Origin of the sequence: Xanthomonas campestris pv. asclepiadis (assembly GCF_020784175.1) — a bacterium.
Classification (GTDB): domain Bacteria; phylum Pseudomonadota; class Gammaproteobacteria; order Xanthomonadales; family Xanthomonadaceae; genus Xanthomonas; species Xanthomonas campestris_D.
In genome coordinates this window covers 75216-96831 of the sequence record NZ_JAJGQM010000011.1, presented here as the reverse complement: position 1 = coordinate 96831, position 21616 = coordinate 75216, and the positions used below count along the sequence as shown (strand labels likewise).

The 21616-nt window shown below is 63.4% G+C and carries 20 protein-coding genes; 12 read left to right on the top strand and 8 right to left on the bottom strand.

Annotation, left to right across the window (positions count from 1 at the left end):
* The first annotated feature begins 171 nt into the window (after positions 1 to 171).
* Positions 172 to 2442 (top strand): methyl-accepting chemotaxis protein, encoded by a 2271-nt coding sequence (locus LL972_RS07780; protein WP_228327092.1) that lies wholly within the window; start codon positions 172 to 174, stop codon positions 2440 to 2442.
* A 242-nt stretch (positions 2443 to 2684) separates the two neighbouring features.
* Entirely contained in the window at positions 2685 to 2960 is a 276-nt protein-coding gene (locus tag LL972_RS07775; protein WP_228327091.1) for a hypothetical protein, read from the top strand.
* Between the two features lie 111 nt (positions 2961 to 3071).
* On the opposite strand, the gene LL972_RS07770 is transcribed toward LL972_RS07775, so the two are convergent.
* From LL972_RS07770 to LL972_RS07760, 3 genes are all read right to left on the bottom strand, one after another.
* On the bottom strand, positions 3072 to 4100 hold the full coding sequence (locus LL972_RS07770) for a Gfo/Idh/MocA family protein (RefSeq protein WP_228327090.1): 1029 nt from the start codon (positions 4098 to 4100) through the stop codon (positions 3072 to 3074).
* Positions 4101 to 4213: 113 nt separating this feature from the next.
* Positions 4214 to 5908 (bottom strand): FAD-dependent monooxygenase, encoded by a 1695-nt coding sequence (locus tag LL972_RS07765; protein ID WP_228327089.1) that lies wholly within the window; start codon positions 5906 to 5908, stop codon positions 4214 to 4216.
* Positions 5905 to 6411, bottom strand: a complete 507-nt coding sequence (locus LL972_RS07760; RefSeq protein WP_228327088.1) for a MarR family winged helix-turn-helix transcriptional regulator — start codon at positions 6409 to 6411, stop codon at positions 5905 to 5907. The genes LL972_RS07765 and LL972_RS07760 overlap by 4 nt, the downstream gene beginning before the upstream one ends.
* A 414-nt stretch (positions 6412 to 6825) precedes the next feature.
* Here LL972_RS07760 and LL972_RS07755 point away from each other — a divergent pair, with 414 nt between their 5' ends.
* From LL972_RS07755 to LL972_RS07735, 5 genes are all read left to right on the top strand, one after another.
* Positions 6826 to 7821, top strand: a complete 996-nt coding sequence (locus tag LL972_RS07755; RefSeq protein WP_228327087.1) for an acyl-CoA dehydrogenase — start codon at positions 6826 to 6828, stop codon at positions 7819 to 7821.
* Positions 7809 to 8570 carry a PIG-L deacetylase family protein gene (locus tag LL972_RS07750; RefSeq protein ID WP_228327086.1) on the top strand — a complete coding sequence of 254 codons (762 nt, stop codon included), beginning with the start codon at positions 7809 to 7811 and terminating at the stop codon, positions 8568 to 8570. The genes LL972_RS07755 and LL972_RS07750 overlap by 13 nt, the downstream gene beginning before the upstream one ends.
* Positions 8567 to 9163 carry a class I SAM-dependent methyltransferase gene (locus LL972_RS07745; RefSeq protein ID WP_228327085.1) on the top strand — a complete coding sequence of 199 codons (597 nt, stop codon included), beginning with the start codon at positions 8567 to 8569 and terminating at the stop codon, positions 9161 to 9163. Before LL972_RS07750 ends, LL972_RS07745 begins: the two co-directional genes overlap by 4 nt.
* Positions 9160 to 9840 carry a glycosyltransferase gene (locus LL972_RS07740; protein WP_228327084.1) on the top strand — a complete coding sequence of 227 codons (681 nt, stop codon included), beginning with the start codon at positions 9160 to 9162 and terminating at the stop codon, positions 9838 to 9840. Before LL972_RS07745 ends, LL972_RS07740 begins: the two co-directional genes overlap by 4 nt.
* A 349-nt stretch (positions 9841 to 10189) precedes the next feature.
* Positions 10190 to 10408, top strand: a complete 219-nt coding sequence (locus tag LL972_RS07735; RefSeq protein ID WP_228327083.1) for a hypothetical protein — start codon at positions 10190 to 10192, stop codon at positions 10406 to 10408.
* A gap of 24 nt (positions 10409 to 10432) precedes the next feature.
* On the opposite strand, the gene LL972_RS07730 is transcribed toward LL972_RS07735, so the two are convergent.
* Entirely contained in the window at positions 10433 to 11713 is a 1281-nt protein-coding gene (locus LL972_RS07730; protein ID WP_228327082.1) for a two-component system sensor histidine kinase NtrB, read from the bottom strand.
* A gap of 74 nt (positions 11714 to 11787) precedes the next feature.
* On the opposite strand from LL972_RS07730, the gene LL972_RS07725 reads away from it, so the two are divergent.
* Positions 11788 to 12156, top strand: a complete 369-nt coding sequence (locus tag LL972_RS07725) for a response regulator (protein ID WP_228327081.1) — start codon at positions 11788 to 11790, stop codon at positions 12154 to 12156.
* A 165-nt stretch (positions 12157 to 12321) separates the two neighbouring features.
* Here the strand turns inward: LL972_RS07725 and LL972_RS07720 are convergent, their stop codons facing one another.
* The 3 genes from LL972_RS07720 to LL972_RS07710 form a co-directional block, all read right to left on the bottom strand.
* Positions 12322 to 13008, bottom strand: coding sequence for a thermonuclease family protein (locus tag LL972_RS07720; protein WP_228327080.1), 687 nt, complete (start codon positions 13006 to 13008; stop codon positions 12322 to 12324).
* A gap of 440 nt (positions 13009 to 13448) precedes the next feature.
* Positions 13449 to 14774 carry a PQQ-dependent sugar dehydrogenase gene (locus tag LL972_RS07715; protein ID WP_228327079.1) on the bottom strand — a complete coding sequence of 442 codons (1326 nt, stop codon included), beginning with the start codon at positions 14772 to 14774 and terminating at the stop codon, positions 13449 to 13451.
* Entirely contained in the window at positions 14771 to 15187 is a 417-nt protein-coding gene (locus LL972_RS07710; RefSeq protein WP_228327078.1) for a hypothetical protein, read from the bottom strand. The genes LL972_RS07715 and LL972_RS07710 overlap by 4 nt, the downstream gene beginning before the upstream one ends.
* Positions 15188 to 15417: 230 nt before the next feature.
* On the opposite strand from LL972_RS07710, the gene LL972_RS07705 reads away from it, so the two are divergent.
* The 3 genes from LL972_RS07705 to LL972_RS07695 all read left to right on the top strand — a co-directional run bounded on the left by LL972_RS07705 (position 15418) and on the right by LL972_RS07695 (position 17318).
* Positions 15418 to 15804, top strand: coding sequence for a serine hydrolase domain-containing protein (locus tag LL972_RS07705; protein ID WP_228327077.1), 387 nt, complete (start codon positions 15418 to 15420; stop codon positions 15802 to 15804).
* Between the two features lie 129 nt (positions 15805 to 15933).
* Complete coding sequence (locus LL972_RS07700; RefSeq protein ID WP_228327076.1) at positions 15934 to 16308, top strand: serine hydrolase; 375 nt, start codon at positions 15934 to 15936, stop codon at positions 16306 to 16308.
* A 371-nt stretch (positions 16309 to 16679) separates the two neighbouring features.
* On the top strand, positions 16680 to 17318 hold the full coding sequence (locus tag LL972_RS07695; protein WP_228327075.1) for a carboxymuconolactone decarboxylase family protein: 639 nt from the start codon (positions 16680 to 16682) through the stop codon (positions 17316 to 17318).
* A gap of 91 nt (positions 17319 to 17409) precedes the next feature.
* Here the strand turns inward: LL972_RS07695 and LL972_RS07690 are convergent, their stop codons facing one another.
* On the bottom strand, positions 17410 to 17685 hold the full coding sequence (locus LL972_RS07690) for a hypothetical protein (RefSeq protein ID WP_228327074.1): 276 nt from the start codon (positions 17683 to 17685) through the stop codon (positions 17410 to 17412).
* A 1021-nt stretch (positions 17686 to 18706) separates the two neighbouring features.
* On the opposite strand from LL972_RS07690, the gene LL972_RS07685 reads away from it, so the two are divergent.
* The gene (locus tag LL972_RS07685) at positions 18707 to 21523 is read left to right on the top strand and encodes a S8 family serine peptidase (protein ID WP_228327073.1); all 2817 of its coding nucleotides are present in this window, start codon (positions 18707 to 18709) and stop codon (positions 21521 to 21523) included.
* Positions 21524 to 21616 lie beyond the last annotated feature (93 nt).

Below are 21616 nucleotides of genomic sequence, written 5' to 3'. Positions count from 1 at the left end.
CGCCAGTCGGTTTTTTCCCGACCTGTGTGAACGAAAATGCGAGCTAAATGCGGCCTGGAGCGGGCCGTTTAAGTTTCTCATTTCCACGTCGTTATCACGTTGCCGAGGCATTCACGCGAGCATCACGGGGCTGCCAGCCGGTGCCACCCACTGGACATCAGGACGACTCGCATGACTGCCTATTTGCAACGCTATAACGTCGGGCGCCGTCTCGGCGTCGCCTTCGGAATCCTGATCCTGCTGTCGAGCCTGCTGGTGGCGACCGGCCTGGTTACGATGGCCAACGCAAGACAGCAATTCGATTTCATCGTGCTCGATCGCATGGCCAAGATCCAGATCGGCAACGGCATGCTGGACGCCAACTCATCGATCCTGATCGCCCTTGGCACCTATGCCATGGCCACCAGCGATGAACTCAACAACGAAGCGCTCACCACCATCAAGGCGCAGCGCCAGCGTTATAGCGAGCTGCGGGCCAAGCTCGACACGCTGTCCAGCTCCGAAGAAGGCCGCAAGATTCGCGACGAGATGGATGCGCGACGCGCCATCTCAGGCAAGATCAACGACCAGGTCATGGCGCTCGCCGCGCAAAACGACAACGCGCCTGCGCAGGCCTTGCTCAGCGAAAAGGCGCGCCCGGCGACGATGGCGTGGCAGGACAAGATCCGCGAGCTGGTGACGCGTCAGGAAGGCCAGAGTCAGCAAGCCTATGCCGATGCCGTGGCGTCGATGAATCGCGGCAAGCTGCTGATCATCTCCGGTGGCATTGCCGTGGTGGTCATCAGCAGCCTGCTTGCCTGGCTGATCACCCGCAGCCTGACCCATCCGCTCGCACGTGCAACCCGGGCCGCAGAGGCGATTGCCAACGGCCAGCTGGACAACGACGTGCAGAGCGATGCCAGGGATGAAACCGGCCGCCTGCTGCGCGCCATGCGCGCCATGCGTGGCATGCAGACGCAGCTGCAAGCCTTGCTCAGCGCGCAGAGCGACATGGCCAGGCGCCACGATGATGGCCAGACCAGTTTCCGCATTGATGCCGCGGCGTTTCCTGGCGACTATGGCCGCATGGCCACGGACACCAACATGCTGGTGGCGTCGCATCTGGCGGTGCAGACGAATCTGGCACGCATCATGGGGCGCTACGCCATCGGCGACCTCAGCGAGAGCATGGAGCGCCTGCCCGGCGAGAAGGCCGTGCTCACGCAGACCATGGACGAAGTGAAGGCCAACCTGTCTGCGATGAACCGCGAGATCAAGCAGCTGGCGCAATCCGCGGCCAATGGCGACTTCAGCGCACGTGGCGATGCCGAGCGTTTTCAATACGATTTCCAGGTGATGGTCGATAGCCTCAACCAGCTCATGGCCACTGCCGACGGCAACCTGCAGTCGCTGTCGTCGCTGCTGCAATCCATCGCCGCAGGCGATCTCACCGCGCGGATGACCGGCGAGTTCAAGGGCGTGTTCGCGCAGATGCGTGACGACGCCAACGCCACTGCCGCGCAACTGGCGGAGATTGTCGGCCGCATCCAGCACTCGGCCGTGTCGATCAATTCTGCCGCCAGCGAAATCGCCGCCGGCAATCAGGACCTGTCGCAGCGGACCGAGCAGCAGGCCGCCAATCTGGAAGAAACCGCCGCCTCGATGGAAGAGCTGACCTCCACCGTGCGCCAGAATGCCGAACATGCCCGCCAGGCCAACCAGTTGGCGATCGGTGCAGCGGGCGTGGCGTCGCAGGGCGGCGAGATCGTGAGCAAGGTCGTGGGCACCATGGCCGGTATCGAAGCCTCGTCCAAGAAGATCGCCGACATCATCTCCGTCATCGACGGTATCTCGTTCCAGACCAACATCCTGGCCTTGAACGCGGCGGTGGAAGCGGCACGTGCCGGCGAACAAGGCCGCGGCTTTGCGGTGGTGGCATCGGAAGTGCGGACGCTGGCCCAGCGCTCCACTGCGGCGGCGAAGGAGATCAAGAGCCTGATCGACGATTCGGTCGAACGGGTCGCCGAAGGCTCGACGCTGGTACATACGGCTGGCTCCACAATGGCCGAGATCGTGGCCAGCGTGCAGCGCGTGACCGACATCATGGGCGAGATCTCCGCCGCCTCGCAGGAACAGTCGGCCGGTATCGAGCAGGTCAATACCACCGTGACGCAGATGGACGAAACCACGCAGCAGAACGCCGCCCTGGTGGAAGAAGCCACCGCCGCCGCACGCTCGATGGAAGAACAGGCCGTGCAGCTGACGCAGGCAGTATCGGTGTTCAAGATCAGCGACGACGGCACGCGCACCACGCGGCCGGCAGCGCCGGTTGCGGCAAAGCTCAGCGAGATTGCCGGCCGCCCCGCCGCCACTGTCAAAAGCCCGCTACGCCGGGCACCTGCAGCGAAACGGGCGGTGGCCGCGGGCTCCGCGCACGATGCAAGCGACTGGCAGGAGTTCTGATCTGTCGCATCGCAAACGGCCCGGCTCGTCCGGGCCGTTTGCTTTTGAGGGCTAAGCGAATCTGCAGCTGACCCAGGCGCCAAAGCGATCTATTACCGCAAGTGCGAGCGCGTGCACGATGCCTTCACCCGGCGGCCTATGCTGCGCCGGGCTGGACCGCTGGCGGCGCTCTGTTCGCCCTGCGTTGATCGCCGTTGCCGTCCACGCCCCCGGAAGATCAAGGACATCGCAAAGGAGATTGTATGAAGAAGCTGCACACACTTATGGCTGTCGGTTGCCTGTTGGCTCTGAGTTCGCCGGCATTTGCCGAGGTCGCCAATCTGACCAATAGCGCCGATGGCGCCAATCGCGATGCGGGCATCGCGGCGGTGAAGCAGAAATTGCAGGATGCCTGCAAGTCGCGTAGCGGCACCGTGGATCTGGATTCGTTCGAGGTGGTGTTCGAGAAGACCAGCAAGAACCCGGAGGTTCCCAAGCCCTATTATGTGGACGCGAAAATCAAATGCGATCTGCCATAAGCTGGCGGTGCCACAGCGCATCCAACGCGTACTGAGCATATAGATCACCACAACGCCCCGCGCAAGCGGGGTTTTGTTTTACTGCGGCAGGCCTTGCAGACGCGCCGCCTGTCATCCCAGCTGCGCCCGCGCTGTGTCCAGGGTGGTCATGATCTGGATCACTTCCTCCAGGGGATGCAGTGGAGATTCCTTGCGCCCTTCCCCGATGTAACGCGCAGCGGCCGTGGCTTGCCATGATAGGCCCGCGTAGACGCTGATTCCGGTCGGATCCGTCCACACCGCGGGCGTGCCGGCGTGGTCGTTGCCGACCAGGCTCAGCGAGGTCGGGTTGTGGAACTCGCCTGCAAGATCGATGCGGCCTCGGCTGCCGGTGACATAGGCGGTGGAGCTGCTGCGGGCCACGATGGAACTGATCAGCGTGGATTGCGCGGTGCCGCCATGCGACAGCACCATGGTCGAAAAGGCATCCACCCCGGTATCAGTCAGCGCTCCGGTCGTGGCGATGGCGGTCGGTGCGCCCAGAATCATCGAAGAGAACTGCACTGCATACACGCCAAGGTCCAGCAGCGCGCCGCCGCCGAGCGCAGGATTGCGCTGGCGATGCGCGGCATCGTCAGGGCCGCGTTGGCTCAGGTCGGCAAATACATGGCGAAGCTCGCCCAGCACTCCATCTGCCAGCAGTTGTCGCAGCACCGAGGTGTGCGGCAGGTAGCGGCTCCACATGGCCTCCATCAGGAACAGACCGCGCTGTCGCGCCTCCTGCACCAGTACGCGCGCATCGTCGGCGCGGGTGGTCATGGGTTTTTCGATCAACACATGTTTGCCCGCGCGCAGCGCCAGCAAGCCATGCTGCAGATGTTCGCTGTGCGGGGTGGCGATATAGACGATATCGACATCGCGGTCCTCGACCAGTGCCGCGTAGCTGTCATAGACACCCGGCATCGCCCACGTTTTTGCAAAGGCCTCGGCACGCGCATGCGTACGCGAGGCCACTGCGAATGGCTGCTGCCTGGTATGGCTGCGCAGCGCGCTCACGAACGCGGAGGCGATCGATCCAGGCCCCAGCACTCCCCATCGCAACGACGGCTCGCCGTGATCCGGCAGGAACAGCTCGGGCTCGGGAAACAAGGTTGGTGGCATGCGCTTGGCCTCCTGGGTGGCAAGTGCGCATCCTAACAAAGCGGGACCAGCGTTCCTGGTGGTGCCGGCTTGCGTAGCGGCATCAACCGCTTTGGAGACGGGCCACGGCAGGCTCAGCGTGCAGCGGCTTGCATCGCCGTGCCGAAGATACGCTTGCAGTAAGCGCGCAGCAGTTCCGGCGCATCGGCACGGCCGCGGAAGGCGATGTGGCCATCCGGCCGCACCACGATCAGCGCGCTGGTGTCCGCAATGCCGTAGGCGGTGTGCGCGGCACCATCCATATCCGAGAATGCGGTGGCATCGTCCGGCTGCGGCACGGCTGCGGCCAGGATGAGCCTGGGCCGCAACCACGGCCACGCATCCAGCTCGGCAAGCCCCAGGCGCAGTTGTGGCATGGCATCGTGCTGCCATCCGTCGAAGGCAAGCAGCGACCATCCCCAACTCCATCCATCCGGGTTGTAGAGATGCGCGAACAATGTTGTCGAGGTGCCATCGGCGGCAACGACATTTGCATCGGGTGCACGATCGCCGCAGTGCGGGACGCGGCGCTGAAGCAGTTCGCGCAGGCCGCCGAGATGATCGTCGTTGAGCGGGCTTTGCGGATAGGCCACCGACAACTGCTGCAGATCGTCCGAGCCCTGAATCAGCGTGCCGATGGTGGGAATGAGCTTGGCGGCGATGCCCATGGCTGCATCGGTGATCGGGCCGCGGTAGACGCTGTTGTGGAAGCCGCGCGTTTGTCGCGCGTCGAGCGCACGGTGCTCGCCGCCGCGCTCCACATCGTAGGAGTCGAGCACCACCGGCGCGGCCTTGCCTTGCAGGGTCATCGCCAGCCGCCATGCCAGGCCGATCGCATCGTGCAGACCTGCATTCATGCCCTGCCCGCCGATCGGCAAGGTGCGGTGGCCGGCGTCGCCGACCAGCAGCACGCGCCCCTTGGCGTAATGCGCTGCAGCGCCATGCTGGAAGCGGCTATGTGTCAGCCAGATCGGATCGCTCAACGTCAGTGTCGGGTCTTCGGTCACCTCGCGCGCGATGGCCTGCATTTCCTCCAGGGTCGGGTCGCGTTCCGGGATGCCGGCGTCGTCGGCCAGGAAAAACAGGCGGTGGTAGCCGCCCCACACCGGCAGGACACCGCAAAAACCCTTTGGGTAATAGAAAAACCAGAGTTGATCGAAATCGGTGGAGCGTCGCCATTGCAGCTTGGCATCAACCTGCCGGTTCATGCGGTTGGGCAACTTCTTCGCTTCGAAATCCAGCCCGAGCTGTTTGCGCACCGCACTGTCGCCACCATCGGCGCCGATCAGGTAACGGCAGCGCAATTGCTCGGTCGGGCCGTCGGCTTCACCGTCGCTGCATGTTGCAAGCGTGACGGTGACGCCGTCGGCATCCTGTTCGAAGCCGACGATCCTGCGGCCGCGCTCGACGCTGCCACCTTTCGCCGCGAGCTGTTCGGCCAGGACGGTTTCGATGACGTCCTGCCCGCTGTAAAGCACCTGCGCATACGGACTTGCGATATCGGCAATGTCTACCGGATCGACGGTCTGCCCGTTGAGCAGGGTGCTGACCTTGGTGATTCGATACGACTTTTCCGCCAGCGCGTCGCGGATGCCAATGCTGTGAAGCAGCTCCTGCGGCCGCGCCCAGAGATTGTTGGCGCGCGAATGGGGTCTGGCTTGCACGCGTTGTTCGAAGACGCGAAAGTCGACGCCGTGATGGGCGAGCGCACAAGCGGTGGTCAATCCGATCGGGCCACCTCCGACAATGATGACGTCGGTGTCGACATCGCGGTGGAAGGCAGCGTTCATGGTTTGCCCTTCTTTCGGGAGACACGTGTTGCGTCAGGGGTCGCGGTCGGCACAGCGAGGTCCTGCGCCATCACCTCGTTCATTTCGACAAGGACCGCGAGCGCGGTTGCCAAGCGCCTGGCTCCGATGCGATCCAGCATCCGCTGGTCGAGCGGAGCGGCGGCGGCTTCGGCGGCGTCCAGTGCGACGCGACCTTTGGGCGTGAGCACCACCAATTTTGCGCGCTGGTGATGAGGGTTGGGTTGGAGCGCGACGAATCCCTGCTCCAACAATAGATCGACGACGCGCTGCACCGCCTGCCGCGTGATGCCCATGTTGCGCGCGATATGCGCCACCGGCAGTGGCATTGGCGAATAGCCCAGGGCGCCCAGGACCTGCCACCACGCAGTGGTCAGCCCGGCCGAACGTACCAGTGCATTACCGGTCTCGACCAGGCGGCCATTGGTCTCGAAGATCTTGATGACCAGGTTGCGGACAGCCAGTAAATCGTCTTGGGTGCTCATGTGCAACATGCTGCCTATTCGACAATATGTTGTCAATCATGGAGCGTGAGGCTGCAGCAACTTGCGGCCGGTGTCCTGCATCATTGGACACTCCGCGCATCCGAACCCGAGCCACGTCGCACAGCGCCATCGTCGAGCACGTAGGCAATCAAGTTCGTCATCGTGTCGCCGTGATCGCTCCCGATTCGGATCCTGTGATTGGCAGACGTCTCACTGGACCGCCTTGGTGCTGTTGGCGGTGACACGACGCAGACGAGTCGGTGGCCGCACTTCCCACCAGAACGCTGCCGTCGTCTGCGCATCGATCCAAATAGCACATTGCAACGATGTCCCTGCACTTCCGTCCGCTTTGCTTGCCGAGAACCATCGTTACGCGTCACGCGCCTTGCACCGTGCGCTGCTTAGCTTGTTCCGATGAGCGCACGTATTTCATCGAACACCCTTGCCTTTGCATCGAACACGGATTCAGCCCTCGCCGACGGACTCAAGCATTCGACTGCGGACAAGTGGCTCAGCACACACCCAACGCTGCCGCTTCCCGGGCGTGGCCATACCGCGCAGCGCTGGCAGACGCTTGCCGATATCGCGGCAGAAGACCTGTGCGTGGCCAAGTTGCTGGAGGCGCATTACGACGCGCAAGCCATCTGCGCCGACCTGGGCGTGGACATCATGACGCCGACACAGCGCTGGGCGGTATGGGCGGCTGAGCCGCCCGGTTCCGATATGCGTTTTTCCGGGCAAGCGCTCAGCGGCACCAAGGCGTGGTGTTCCGGCGCCGCGCAAGTGACGCATGCGCTGGTGACGACGTCCCATGCAGGCGCAAGTTGCCTGTTTGCCGTGGCACTGGATCAGCCCGGGGTAGAGATCGATGGCAGTGCATGGCAGGCAGTCGGGATGCAAGGCATCGAGACGGCCAATGTCCGCTTCTTGGATACGCCAGCGCGGCAGATTGGTGCACCCGATGCATACCTGACCCGACCTGGATTCTGGCATGGAGGCGCCGGCATCGCCGCGTGCTGGTTCGGCGCCAGCGTTGCGGTTGCCGATGTGCTGCGCGCCTCTGCACGCCTGAGCAAGGACCCGCACGCGGCCGCGCATCTGGGCGCCATCGACGCAGGCCTGGCATCTGCCGCTGCGTTGTTGCGTCAGCTTGCCTTGCAAATCGATGCGCAGCCGGAGCAGGCACATCTGCGTGGCGTACTGCAGGTACGCAGTGTGGTCGAAGCGGTCGCACGCGACACGCTGGACCGGGTCGCGCGGGCATTGGGGCCAGGGCCGCTGTGCGGCAACCGCGCACATGCGCAGCGCTGCGCCGACTTGTCGGTGTTCATTCGCCAGCATCATGCCGAACGCGACCTGCAAGCCTTGGGCGAGTTGTGCCAACAGGAGGAGTTGCCGTGGAAGATCTAGCCGGTCGGCCCATCGAGGGTGCAGGGACGCCGGAAGCCGCATGGCGCGCTGCGCCGTGTTTGAGCGAGCTGCCACGCGCCACGCTGTTGCAGCTGATGCAAGGCAGCCAGCGCCTGGTGGTGGTTGCACCGCATCCGGACGACGAAGTGCTCGGCTGTGGCGGGTTGATTGCCGCCGCGCGTGCCGCCGGCATGCCGGTGCTGATCATCGCGCTGACTGATGGTGAGCAGGCCTATCCGCATGAACCCGGCTGGCGCCCTCAGGTGCTGGGCCCGGCACGGCGCCTGGAGCTGGATGCAGCAGCGCAGCAGTTGGGCGTATTGCCCAGCGCATTGGTCCATCTCGCGTTGGGCGATGGTGCGCTGGCGGCCTGCGAAGCGCGCATGGCAGAGGCCATCGGCGATCTGATCACTGCGCAGGACACGGTACTGGTGACCTGGGAGCGCGATGGTCATCCGGATCATGAGGCGGCGTCGCGTGCGACCAATACCGCATGCAAGGCGCAGTCTGCCCGGCGTCTGCAGTACCCGGTCTGGGGGTGGCATTGGTCGCGTCCGGACGATGCCGTGTTTGCCGATGGCACTGCCATGCGCCTCGATCTGGCGCCTGCGATGCTGAGCGCCAAGCAAGCTGCCATCGCTTGCTTTGCCACCCAGTTGGGCCATTGCACGCCGGCGGTTGCAGAACCGATTCTGCCGCCGTCGGTGCTGGAGCGCTTCGCTCGGCCGTTTGAGGTATTCATCCGATGACGGCGCTGAGCATTGAGCACTTCGAACAGATGTATGCCGATGAAGACCCGTTCGGCTATCGCTCGCGCTGGTACGAGCAGCGCAAGCGCGACATCCTGCTCGGTGCCCTGCCCTACGCAAGGTTCGCGCGTGGCTGGGAATTTGGATGTTCCAACGGCGAGCTGACCGCGCAATTGGCACCGCGCTGCGGCACGCTGCTGGCCACGGATCTGTCGCAGCAGGCGGTCGAGCTGGCGAGCATGCGTGTGCAAGCGCTGCCTGCGGTCACGCTGCAACAGGCTGCACACCCGTCGGACTGGCCGGAGGGTCTGTTCGACCTGATCGTCTTCAGTGAGGTGGGCTATTACCTCGACGATCCGGCGTTCGAAAAAACCGTCGCGCTGTTCGTCCGCTCGCTCACCACCCGGGGCTGCCTTGTGGCGTGTCACTGGCGGCATGCCTTCGAGGGTGCGTTGCGCAGCGCCGAGCAGGTCCACGGCGCGCTGAACCAGGCATTGGCGATGGACACGCTGTGCGCCTATCAGGACGCGGACTTCGTGCTGCAGGCCTGGATGTCAGGGCCGTCGATTGCGCAACAGGAGCAGCTGCGATGATTGCGGTCACCATCCCGGCGCATAACGAAGCGGATCTGATCGGCGACTGCCTGCGGTCCATTCTGGTGGCGGCCGCGCACCCGCACTTGTCTGGAGAGCGCGTGGAAATCCATGTCGCGCTAGATCGCTGCAGCGACGGTACCGGCGCCATCGCACGCGCGCATGGCGCAAGAACCGTCAACACCTGCGGTGGCGTCGGCATTGCGCGTGCAGCGGCGGCATCGGCCGCGATCGCGCGCGGGGCGCGTTGGCTTGCATTTACCGATGCCGACACCTGCGTGCCGCCGGATTGGCTCTCGGCGCAGCTCGATTGCGCCGCCGATGTGTTCTGTGGCGTGGTGGAAGTGACCGATTGGCACGACTTCCGCCCCGAAACACGGCAAGCCTTCCTGGCCAAGGAAATTCGTCGCGACGGTCACCCACATGTGCATGGCGCCAATCTCGGCATGAGTGTGGCCGCGTATGTGGCAGCCGGTGGTTTTTCTGCGCTGAAGTGCAGCGAAGACGTGGCGCTGGTCTCGGCATTGGAGCGCGCGGGCATGCAGATTGCCCGCCTGGTGCAGCCGGTCGTCAATACCAGCGCCCGCCGCATCGCCCGTGCGACCGGGGGATTCAGCGATCACCTGGCTCGCCTGGAGATGGCCATGCTGTCAGGCGAGCCGGTGCTGGGTAATTAGATTTCGTCGCTGGGAGCGTCGGGAGCTGTTGTGCGTAGCAAGCAGCCGCATCGGTTGCCGGTATTGGATGCGAGTGCCTTTGCAAGCATCGCAGATAACTCGGTTTGCTCAGTTGATCGATGGTTCGATCACAGTCAGCTGTCGCGAAAATGGAAACTACGTTTATCTGTATAAGCGAGCTGTGCATATTCTACTGCGGTCGCGTTCTTTTGATGCCGTCGCCACCTGCATATTATTATCCATATCGCTTGCAAGTTGAAAAAATAGCGATCAAGGTGCAACTGTTTATTGACTGACTGCAACCGGCAAGGCGGCCACTGCCGCTACCGAGGTTATGATGGACCCCACAATGTTTCGACAAATCGGTCGTTATCGATTGACTGCACATACGGTTCCGGTGGACGGCGTCTTTTCCCCGGAAATCCTGGTGTCGTTCGATGATGGAATCACCTTGTACGGCCACAGGCGTGAGGTGCGATTCGACACGCAACTTGCCGCGCACCATTACGCCAGACAATGGATGGGCAGATGCACCATCACGCCGCTGGGCATTCTTGAGAGTGTATGAGCGCCGCGGTCGGCATGTCTGATGTCAGGAACCAGGCAACCCTGCTGCCGGGAAGCCCAGCGTGAAGCACGCGCCCTGGCCAGGCACCGATTGCACCTCGATGTAGCCGTCGACCTGTCGAACAGCCCCATCCACTTGCGCCAGCCCCAGGCCCGTGCCCTTGCCTGCCGGCTTGGTGGTGAAGTAGGCGTCGAACAGCTGGTCGCGGATCTCGGGTGCAATACCGCTGCCATCGTCCTTGACAGAAACGGTGACGTAGTCGCCGCCACGACGACCGGCAACATCCACGTTGGCGAGCGTACGCCTCTCCACCGTGATGCAAACCTTGCCACGCTCACCGCAGACATCGCGCGCATTGATCACCAGGTTCAACAAGGCGCGTTCCAGCGTGTGTGGATCCACCAACACGGCACTGCTGGATGTGGTGGTCTCCCACTCCACCGATATCGCATTTCCCGCCGCCTGTTGAAGCAGGGGCAGCAGGCGTGCGACCAGCGCGGCGAGCTCTACACGTTCGGGCGCGTAAGGATGCTTGCGCGCGAAGCCCAACAGGCGTTGGGCCATGATCGAGCCCTGCTGCAGTGCACTCTCTGCCATGCGCAGAATCTTCTGATCTTCTTCGACAATGGCGCCTCGCGACTGAACCACATCGATGGCGGCGCCTGCGGTCTGCAGCACATTGTTCAGGTCATGAACGACACCGGCCAACAGTAAACCGACCGCCTCGCCCTCCTGCGCACGTTCGGCCACGCGCTCGGCCAGACGCTGCGCGGCACGCGCAATATCCAGTTCGGCTTCGATGCCAGGAGGCTGCACCTCCGCACTCGCCTGCTCGTGCGTAACCGTAGCAACGTGTTCATCGGGTCTGGTCGCAGACGCGGTGCGCGCCTGCAGCGTCTCGTTGAGCGTGCGTAGCGCCTGCTGCGACTGCCGGCGTTCGGTGATATCGCGATTGACTGCCAGCACGCCCTCGATCTGGCCATCAGCGTTACGCAGCGGGCTTGTCGATACCAACCAGCACTGGCGCCGCCCGTCTGCATTCGTACATTCGGCCTCGAACTGCTGCGACTCGCCGCACTCGGCGGCAGCGAGCGCTTGCTGCACGCGTGGCCTGAATCGCTTCGGCCATAACGACGCCCACAGCCGGCCCACGACAGACGCGGCATCGACACGCGCCACACGTGCCAGAGCATGCGCGTTGACGAACCTGACGCGTCCATCCAAGGCGATTTCCTTGATGGAATCCAGCGACAGCTCGACGACTTGTCGATAGCGATGGTCTGGAAAATCCTGCGAGTTGTTCATAGTGGCCGAATCGATCACGTGTCTTTCGCGTGGGAAACGTAGTGTGATGCATGCATTCTCGGAAAACCTGCTTTATGTGCTCTCACAACGAAAAACTGATCCTGGTCGTCGAAGACGATGCCGACACCCTCGAGATCGCCACGTTGTTGCTGACCGAAAGTGGTTATGCGGTCGTGACTGCAACCGATGCCCAAGGCGCGCTGGAACATATCGATCATTTTCCTGCGATAGCGCTCGTTTTCACCGATCTGCAAATGCCGGGTTTATTGGATGGATACGGCCTGATTTCGTATCTGCGTGCGGATGGCAACAATCTTCCGGCGATCCTGACATCGGGATTGGGGCATTCTCCCAAGGGCTTGCCCAGCCGGACGATGTTTTTAAGCAAGCCCTACACCCGCCGCAGCCTGGTCCAGAATATCGAGGCATTTGTCGGCCATTAGTGTGGCCGGCTGCGATGCAACTGCGCACCTGTCGGTACGTGTGCATGCTTCAGTTCGGGGTGATTACGCTTCACCGGATTGGTTGATCACGACCACCCAGTGAAGAGTCGATAGCGGTCATCGCAAGACCGCTGCACCACGGTAAATATCGATCACTGCCAGGTATCATCTGGCCGCATGTCGCCAGCCCGCATTGATCGCTTCCTGGCTGGTGCAGAAAAACCGCTCGCCCTTGGCGGGTGAGATGCTGGTCCGCGCATAGTCGCGTTGCCCGGGCATGTGGAAGATCTTGCTGCCCTTGCTCGAGATGTTGCCCTTGATGGCGCAGTGCGCAGGCTGTTGGGTTTGCGCTGCCGCTTTAACGCGCTGTGCAGACTGGTTGCGCTTGCCGCGACGGTACTCGGCAGGCATCTGGAAGGTGCCGGCCCAGAGGTTGCGCCGCTGTTGCTGCGCGCTGCGTTCATCGGCGACAAACGCAGTGGCATACTCCCGGTAGGCCACCGCCCAACCCGACTGCACCATCCAGCGATTGACCGACTGCCCCTGCACGTAACACTCGGCAACGATCCGTCCGTAGCGATCGGTGTCCTTGGGCTGGCAGCGAACCGTCTTGTCGAGCAGATAGCCATCCAGGGCGGCGGCGGAACGTCGGCCGCAAGGCCATGCGCTGCCAGTGTTGCTGGTGCATTGCTGCGCACTTTCGGGTGCATCGACACCCCACAGGCGAATACGTTTCTGCGCCACTGTGATGGTGTCGCCATCGGTGACGGTTGCCCGGCCAACCAGTTCTGCTGCGACAAGGGGTGAGGCGAACAGCGCAACGACAACAACCACCGAACATCTGAACAACATCAACAACAAGCCTCGGGTGATCGGCAGAGCGTGGTCCGTGTGTTCTTGCCTTGGTGACAGCGTCTAGCCGATTGGCTCACCAGCGTTCCATCGCACTGGTGCCTGCATCGGCCAAGCCGACGCGGGGCCGGCACTGTATGCCAACGGGACGGCGATGCCTATCCCTTGCGGTGGACCGCGAAGATGCTATGGCGTGCGGTGTTCATCCACGCAGGTGCACGACAGCTGCAGTTGAGGCCGATCAACTGCGGCGAATTGATGCGGTGGACTGGGGCATCGTTCCCCAGAAACCTTTGTTATTTAACAGCTGCATTCCACCTAATGCGCTGTAGGCCGTTCCTGCCCTATCGCAGCCTTGGCGCGAGCAGCGCACCACGCGCTGCCCGGTTCTGTGCAGAACCGGGCAGGCAGCAGGCAGGCAGGCAGGCAGGCAGGCAGAACTATAGCGCAGCCGGTGACGGCGATGCAGGCGCCTTGTCCGGCGTCACTCGCCAGATCGTATTGGCAAGATCGTCCGCGACGATCAATGCACCCCGCGGGTCGAGCGTGACGCCGACCGGACGGCCGCGGGTCAGGCCATCGTCGCCGTGGAAGCCCGAGACGAAGTCGATCGGGTCGCCCGCAGGGCGGCCATCGCGGAACGGCACGAACACCACCTTGTAGCCCACGGGCGGGTCGCGATTCCAGCTGCCGTGTTCGCCGACAAACACACCGTCGGCAAACTGCGTCCCCATCGCGGTCGACGAAAACGCGACACCAAGTGCGGCGACATGCGAACCCAACGCGTAATCGGGCACGATGGCCGATGCGACCTTCTGCGGATCCTGCGGCATGACCCGCGTGTCTACATTCTTGCCCCAATAGCTGTAAGGCCAGCCATAGAAGCCGCCTTCGCGAACCGAGGTAAGGTAGTCGGGCACCAGGTTGGGGCCGATCTCGTCGCGCTCGTTGACCACCGCCCACAATACGCCGCTACCAGGCTGTATCGCCAATGCAGTGGGATTGCGCAAGCCGGTGGCATAGCTCTTGTGGGCGCCGGTTGCCGGATCCACCTGCCAGACCTGGGCGCGGTCGACCTCGGCAATCATGCCGCGCTCGGTGATGTTGCTGTTGGAGCCGATCGCAACATACAGATAGCGTCCATCGGCACTGGCGGTGAGGGCCTTGGTCCAGTGGTGGTTGATGGCCGACGGCAGGTCGGTGACCTTGGTGGGCGCAGCACTGGCCTTGGTCTGCCCTTCCTGATAGTCGAAGCGCACCAGTGCATCCTGATTTGCCACATAAAGTAAGTTGCCGATCAGTGCCAGCCCATACGGTGCGTTGAGCTTGTCGGCAAAGACGGTCTTCAGTTCATACGTGCCGTCGCCATCGGCATCGCGCAGCAGCGTCAGACGGTTGCCGCTCTTGACCGAAGTGTTGCCCTTGGCCTTGATCGCTCCGGCAATCACGTCCTTGGGCTTGAGGTTGGGTGCGTTGCCGCCGCGGCCTTCGGCGACCAGAATGTCGCCATTGGGCAACACCAGCGTTTGGCGTGGAATGCCCAGACCGGTGGCGATTGCAGCGATGCGGTAACCCGCAGGCACGGTAGGCTTGCGCTCACCCCAGGCTGCCGGCTCGGCGATGGTCATGTCGGGCAACAGGCCACGATCCGGCGCTGGCAGCTCGGGGCTGGCGCCATGTTGCGCGAGCTCGGGCGCCTTGCCGCAGGATGCGAGCGCGGCAGCGAGAATGGAGACCGACAGGACAGTCAGGGTATGACGCTTCATCGAGCACCTCCCACGCGCAGGCTGGACAGCCCCGACCAGGTTGCAACGAGCGCGAATGCGGTCGCAATCGCCGAAAACACCAACGCCGCCGGCATGATGGCCCAGGCATCGCGCGCATGATGCAAGGCGTCGAAGAAGCCGACGATCCATGCGGCACCGAGTGCGATCACATAGATCACGTTGCGGCTTCCGCGAACGAAGCCAACGATCGCACACAGCAGCGCGATGGTCGTCAACACCATCGCACCGATCAGCAGCCATGCGGCGAAATTGGCCCACTGGATCTGATAACTGCTCCAGTACGCGTAGTCGCTCAGCAAGGCGCCGAGAAACAGCGGCCACACACCGCCGAGCACGGCTGCGTGGAACGGATGGATGGCCCAGGATCGGGCGGGCATGGCAGTGGAATTCATGGCGGACTCATTGGGAGCGTCGGTGAAACGTGCCCCGATGCTGCCAGCTGCCACGTGATGAGCGCGGTGATGCTGGGTCTTCTCTGCGCGATGGAGTGCCATGGCAACAGTCATCCCCGCTTATCCTGCAAAGCGACCGCTGTAGCGCTGCCGCGACCAGAGGTCATAGAATGCTGTGCGGGCTCCAGGCCGCTCCCTACGCTGGCTCCATCCACTCGAGGAGCAGGCAGATGAAAGCAGTCGCAAGGATGTTGCTGGTAACCGCGTTAACCATGACCGGCCGCGCTGGCGCGACCGACAGCGCGGCCACCACACACACGGTCGCCGCCCTGGCGCGTGAGGCCGGCAGCTTCTTCGAGGGCAACCAGCCCGGCGGTGTCGTACTGATCACCCGCGGGAACGAGGTGTTGTTGCGCCAGGCCTCCGGAATGGCTGATGTCGAGAACCGGGTGGCGATGCAGCCGGACGCCGCGCTGCGCCTGGCGTCGATGAGCAAGCAGTTCACGGCAATGGCCGTGTTGCAGCTGGTGCAGGCAGGCAAGCTGCGCGTGGATGCAAGCGTGGTGTCGCTGGATCCGGCCTTGCATGGCCCGCTGGGCAAGGTGACGCTGCAATAGCTGCTCACGCAGACCTTGGGTATCAGAACATCAGCAGCATCCCTGTCTCGCGTGCGGCACGGCGGGAAGACACCGACGCGTTGAGCCTGATGAACTACTTCAAGGACCTGCCACTGGTCCAACTACATCGTGCTGACCCACCTGATCGAGCGTGTGTACGGGCAGCACTATGCCCACTACCTGCAGCGAGCGCTGTTTCAGCTGCTGGGGATGCAGCACAGGCGCTACGACAACCACCTGGCGGTGATCGCCAACCGCGCGCACGGCTACCGTCGCAGCAAGGGTCAGCTGCAGAACGCGGATTTCATCAGCATGTCGCAGCCACAGGACACGAGTGGGTTGATCAGCACGGTGGACGACCTTGCACGCTGGCACCGGGCGTGCGCGACGGCGTACCGGTTGTCGCTCCGCTGCTGGCGCAGGCGATGCGCAAGGCCACGCTGGCCGATGGCAACTCCTGGCCGTACGGCTTCGGCTGGATCATTGGCCAGGTACACGGTCTGAAGGATGTGGAACACGCCCGCAGGTCTGCAGTGATGAGTACCGGTCATAGGACCATGCAAGCTGGATGGATGGAGCGGCGTTGCATCTGCCTCATGCTTGTTGTCGGTTTTTACGGCAAGGAGACAGCGATGAAAAGCGCAGCCTTGATGCGTTCGACTCGGCATGCTGTGCGCACGGCTAAGGTGCCATCTGCACCACATAGTGTGGCGTCGGATGCTTGGATTCGCGCTGCCTTGCCCCTAGATCGGTGGAGGGATGCGATGCCACGCGCGAGCGTGCTCCCCTGCATGGCTGCACTGTTGTTGGGTGCAGTTGCCTTGTTCTCTGTTGCCCCCTCCCCCGCGGCAGCACATCCTTCGGAGATCACGTCCATGACGACACACGCCACCTTGTCGCCCAGGCAGCAGGCCATTGCGCCGATTGCCGCGTTTGCGGCCACCGGCGACATCGAACGCTTGAACACCGCATTGGCGGCGGGACTCGATGCAGGCTTGAGCATCAGCGACTGCAAGGAGGTATTGGTCCAGCTCTATGCGTACGCCGGGTTTCCACGCAGCCTCAATGCACTGGCCGCGCTGATGCAGGTCACCGATGCACGCAAGCAGCGCGGCATCGCCGATGCGCCGGGACGCGACCCCGGCCCGGTACCGAGTGGCGATGCGCTGCTCGCACTGGGTACCGCCAACCAGACCCGTCTGACCGGCGCGCCGGTGACCGGGCCGTTATTCGCCTTTGCGCCGGCAATCGATCAGTACCTCAAGACGCATCTGTTCGGTGACATCTTTGCCCGCGACAACCTGGACTGGGTGAGCCGTGAACTGGCCACGATCAGCGTGCTCGCCGCCCTGGAAGGCGTGGAGGCGCAACTGCAGTCGCATTTGAAGATCGGCTTGAACATCGGTGTGACCGAGGCGCAGCTCCACGAACTGGCCCAGGTACTGGACAAGCGTGTCGGTGCGGCCGCGGGCACACGCGCCAAGGCCGCCCTGGCCAAGGCCAGGGCCCAGTAAGCCTGCGGCAGTCTGCCAAGACCGCAGCGCATGCTGCCGGTACGAATGCAGCTGCCGATGGCGGCGCCATGTCGAAACCGACTGGACCCCGCTAAAGCGGCGCCGGGCCGGCCGCCAGTGCGGACCGTCCGCCGGCCTGTTTGACAATCAACTGGCCGATGTACTGCTCGGCCAGCCTGGTGCCGATCTCCAGCGCGGTCTGCAGCGAGCCGAAGGTGGGCGCAGCCGGCAGCGGTACGGGGTGCCCACAGACCTGCAAGGTCTCCAGCACGATGCGCCGATGCCCGAGCTGTCGAGCGACCACGCGGTACGGCAGGCCCTGGTCGGTGCCTTCCGTGGACATGCTTTCGGTGCAATAGGTGTTCATCGGACTCGAGCATAGCTGCGATGCCCAAATTCGGTGCAGCGGAACTTGAACAATTTATGCAGACGCTAGCGCTGCAGCAGCAATGCACCGCCGACATGGCGGATGCGACCTGATCAGGCTCGCCCGTGCTGCGATGACACCGATGTCGCGCACCAGCTGGTGCACGCACCGCTGCCGACCAGGTAAACATCAGAACAAGCTGCTGTAGGGGGATACAGAATTTCGAGTCCGCATCCGGAAATATCGGCTTGAATATTCCCCCTGCATTCAGCTTGGCAGCATTGGATCGACATGCGCCAGCCTCGCGGCTTATTAGGAACACAAGCCACCCACCGTTTTATCGATTCCGGTTCCTTGCGAATTTCGTGCGGAATCTGCGAGGAATTGGGCACAATGGCCGGGGCCGCTCGCTTTCGGCCATTATAAATTTGGCGGATATAATCGTCCTGCGGCAGCAAATTTAATATAACACCGGTGTCATTTACGATAACCCTTAATCCGGCGAGCCTGATACGGAAGAGTCCGTTAGACCTGCTAACCTACAGTCGAATCCGCTACAGCCTGTAGGCAATTCACCGACATCTTCGACGCATTTCCTGATTACCTGCGCTATTCATCGCATTTAGGATTGCCGCCCCCGGAGATTCGTGACCGCTTATTGTTGCGTCCGCTCTGACATTTCTTTGCGGTCGGGCCTGATAAGGGATTTTCTAATCCGATTTGGCTATGGATTAAATCGTAAAACCCTATGCGCGATGTTTTTCTCTGAATAGCAACTGTCCGTTCAGGCTTTAGAGTTTACCGATAGCGCCGTTAAACAATCTCGCAAGCACATGGTTGAATGCATCGGCGCATCACCGTGTTATCCGGAGCGCTTATCTGAGGGGACAGATTCGCGGCGGATAAAGTGAATAACACGTGAAATCAAATGCCACACCGGTAATCCCCGGTGCTGGAATCGTCTGCGCCAAATTTTAGAGTTTTGCAGTTGCGGCGCGCCACTACCGGAATCGACCAACCTATGAATCGCTCGCTACTCGCAACCACGATCGCCTCCTGCCTTGTCCTGACTGCCTGTGGCGGCGGTGGCGGTGGCGGCAATGTCCGCAGTGATCCGCCGCAGACCACAGTGGTCGCTCCGACGCCGTCCACGCCTGCACCGACGACACCGACCGCGCCGACCACGCCGACCACGCCGACATCCCCCACAACTCCGACGACTCCGACGACTCCGGACACCACCACGGCCGACCCGTTGCCCAAGACCGCTCCGACGCCGGCACCTGCGCCCGCCCGCTACCAGGGCCTGGGCAGCAACCTGCTGGTGCCGACCAATGCGGATCTGGCGCAGCAGGCCGGTGCCAGGGGTCAGGGCGTCAAGCTGGCAGTGCTGGACGACAATCTCTACGGCAGCTATGCGCCGATCAGCGGCAAGGTCGATGCGTCCAACGATTACACCGCCAGCCCCGGCACGCCGGAATCGGCGTCGAATGCGCTGCGCGGCCACGGCACCGTCATCTCGGCGCTGGTGTTGGGCAACGCGCAGGATGGCTTCGCCGGTGGCATCGCTCCGGATGCGGACCTGTTCTATGCACGCATCTGCGCAGAAAATTCCTGCGGTACCCAGCAGACCCGCAGCGCCGCGGTGGATCTGGCCGCTGCCGGCGTGCGGATCGCCAATCTGTCGATCGGTGCCTCGTATGCAGATGCGGCCAGCAGCGCGAATGCTGCGTTGGCCTGGAAGTACGCGCTGACCCCGCTGGTGCAGGCCGATGCGCTGATCGTGGCCGCCACCGGCAACGACGGCGCGGCGGAAGCCTCCTACCCGGCAGCGACGCCGGTGCAGGAAGCCAGTCTGCGCAACAACTGGCTGGCCGTGGGCGCGGTCAACATCGACAGCGCCGGCAATGCTGCCGGCCTGACCAGCTATTCCAACCATTGCGGCGCCGCTGCGCAGTGGTGCCTGGTGGCGCCGGGCAGCTACTTCGCACCGGCATTGGCCGGCACCGAGCTGCAGGGTCAGATCGCCGGCACCTCGTTCTCCACTGCCGCAGTGAGCGGCATCGCGGCGCAGGTGCTCGGTGTGTATCCGTGGATGAGCGCCTCCAACCTGCAGCAGACCTTGCTGACCACCGCCACCGACCTGGGCGACCCCGGCGTGGACGCGCTGTACGGCTTCGGCCTGGTCAATGCGGCCAAGGCGATCAAGGGCCCGGCGCAGTTCATCAACAACTGGTCGGCCAACGTGACGTCCGGCTACGACAGCACCTTCAGCAACGACATCTCCGGCGCTGGCAACCTGACCAAGAACGGCGCCGGCAAGCTCACGCTGAGCGGCAACAACAGCTACACCGGCGGCACCAGCGTCAGCGACGGCGTGCTCGCACTGTCCGGCAGCCTGCGCTCGGACGTCATCGTGCTCAACTCGGCCACGTTCGAATCGCACGGCGGTGTGATCAATGGTAACTACAGCCTGGTCAACACCACCGGCACCACCGCCCTCGAATTGGGCAAGGGGCTGACCGTCACCGGCCAGGCCAGCTTGAAGGGCAATCTGTTGTTGCTGCCGGAAGCGGCCGGCTACAGCGTCGGCAGCAGCGAGAAGATCGTCAACGCCGGCACGCTGCAAGGCAGCTTCGACCGCGTGCAGTACGCCAACAATTTCTTCTGGACCGCCTCGCTCGCCTATGACCCGACCACCGTCACCGCCACACTGACCCGCAATGCCTCCGCTGCCAGCGCGCAAGCGGCCGGTGCGCCGCAGTCGGTGGTCAACGGTGCCACCCAGGCCGATGCGCTGGTCAAGGTGCTGGATACGCGTGTGGCCTCCGGCGATACCGACAATCTGGGTGGCCTGATCAGCGCCACCGGCGCGCTGCTGGCGGCCAACGATGCGCAGGTTGCTGCATCGCTGCCGACCCTGGCTGGCCAGGTGCACGGCATCGAGCGCACGCTGGGCTTCCAGTCCGCACTCAACGATGCGCGCGTGGCGGCCGATCGCCTGCCCTACCTGGCCGACACCACCACGCTGACCACCTGGATGCAGGGCAGCTATCTGGACGGCGAGTTGGGCGGCAAGGGGTTCGACTCGGCCGATTACACCCAGCAGGCCACCACCGTCGGTGTGGATCTGCCGATGGGCAACGCCGGCACCATCGTGGGGGCGGCGCTGAGCTCGGGCCAGGATCGTGCGCATATCGACGCATCGGCCAGCCGTTTGCGCTCGGACCGTTATGCGATGACCGCGTACCTGTATCAGCCGATCGGTCAGGCGTATGTGTCCGGAATCGGTTCGTACGGCATGAGCAATGTGGACACCGAACGCACGGTGCAGGCCGGCAGCATCGGCGAGCGCCTGCAGGATCGCCGCCACGACACCAACTGGTCGCTACGCGCCGAAGTCGGCCTGATGCCGCATGCAGGGTTATCGCCGTTCATCGCCGCGGGCGTGGTCAGTCAGACCCAGGATGCCTTCAGCGAGGCGTCGGTCACCGGCCTGGGGTTGAGCGCCAACAGCGATACGCTGCGCGCCGGCTACGGCGAGGTGGGCGTGCGCGGCCATCTGGTGCGCGGCAAGTGGGGCTTCGATGGCTTGATCGCTTACCGTTCGCTGCTCGGCAATCCGAACTCGGACTTCACCGCGTGGTTCACCGGTCTGCCGGAAGCGCGCTTCAACGTGGCCGGCGAGCCGGTGTCCAAGCAGTCGGCGCGTGCGTCGGTGGGCGTGCGTTACCAGCTCAACGATGCCTTCTCCCTCTACGGCAACGTGGGTGCCGAGCGTGGTCGTTCCGATGCCAACAGCATCAATGCCAATGTCGGCCTGCGCTGGCAGTTCTAAGCGCCGGCTGCAGACCGGCCGTGCGGCCGCAAGGCTGCGTGGCTGGTGTGCGGAGTGGGCATGCGTTACGCCCAAGTTGCCGACGCAGCCAGC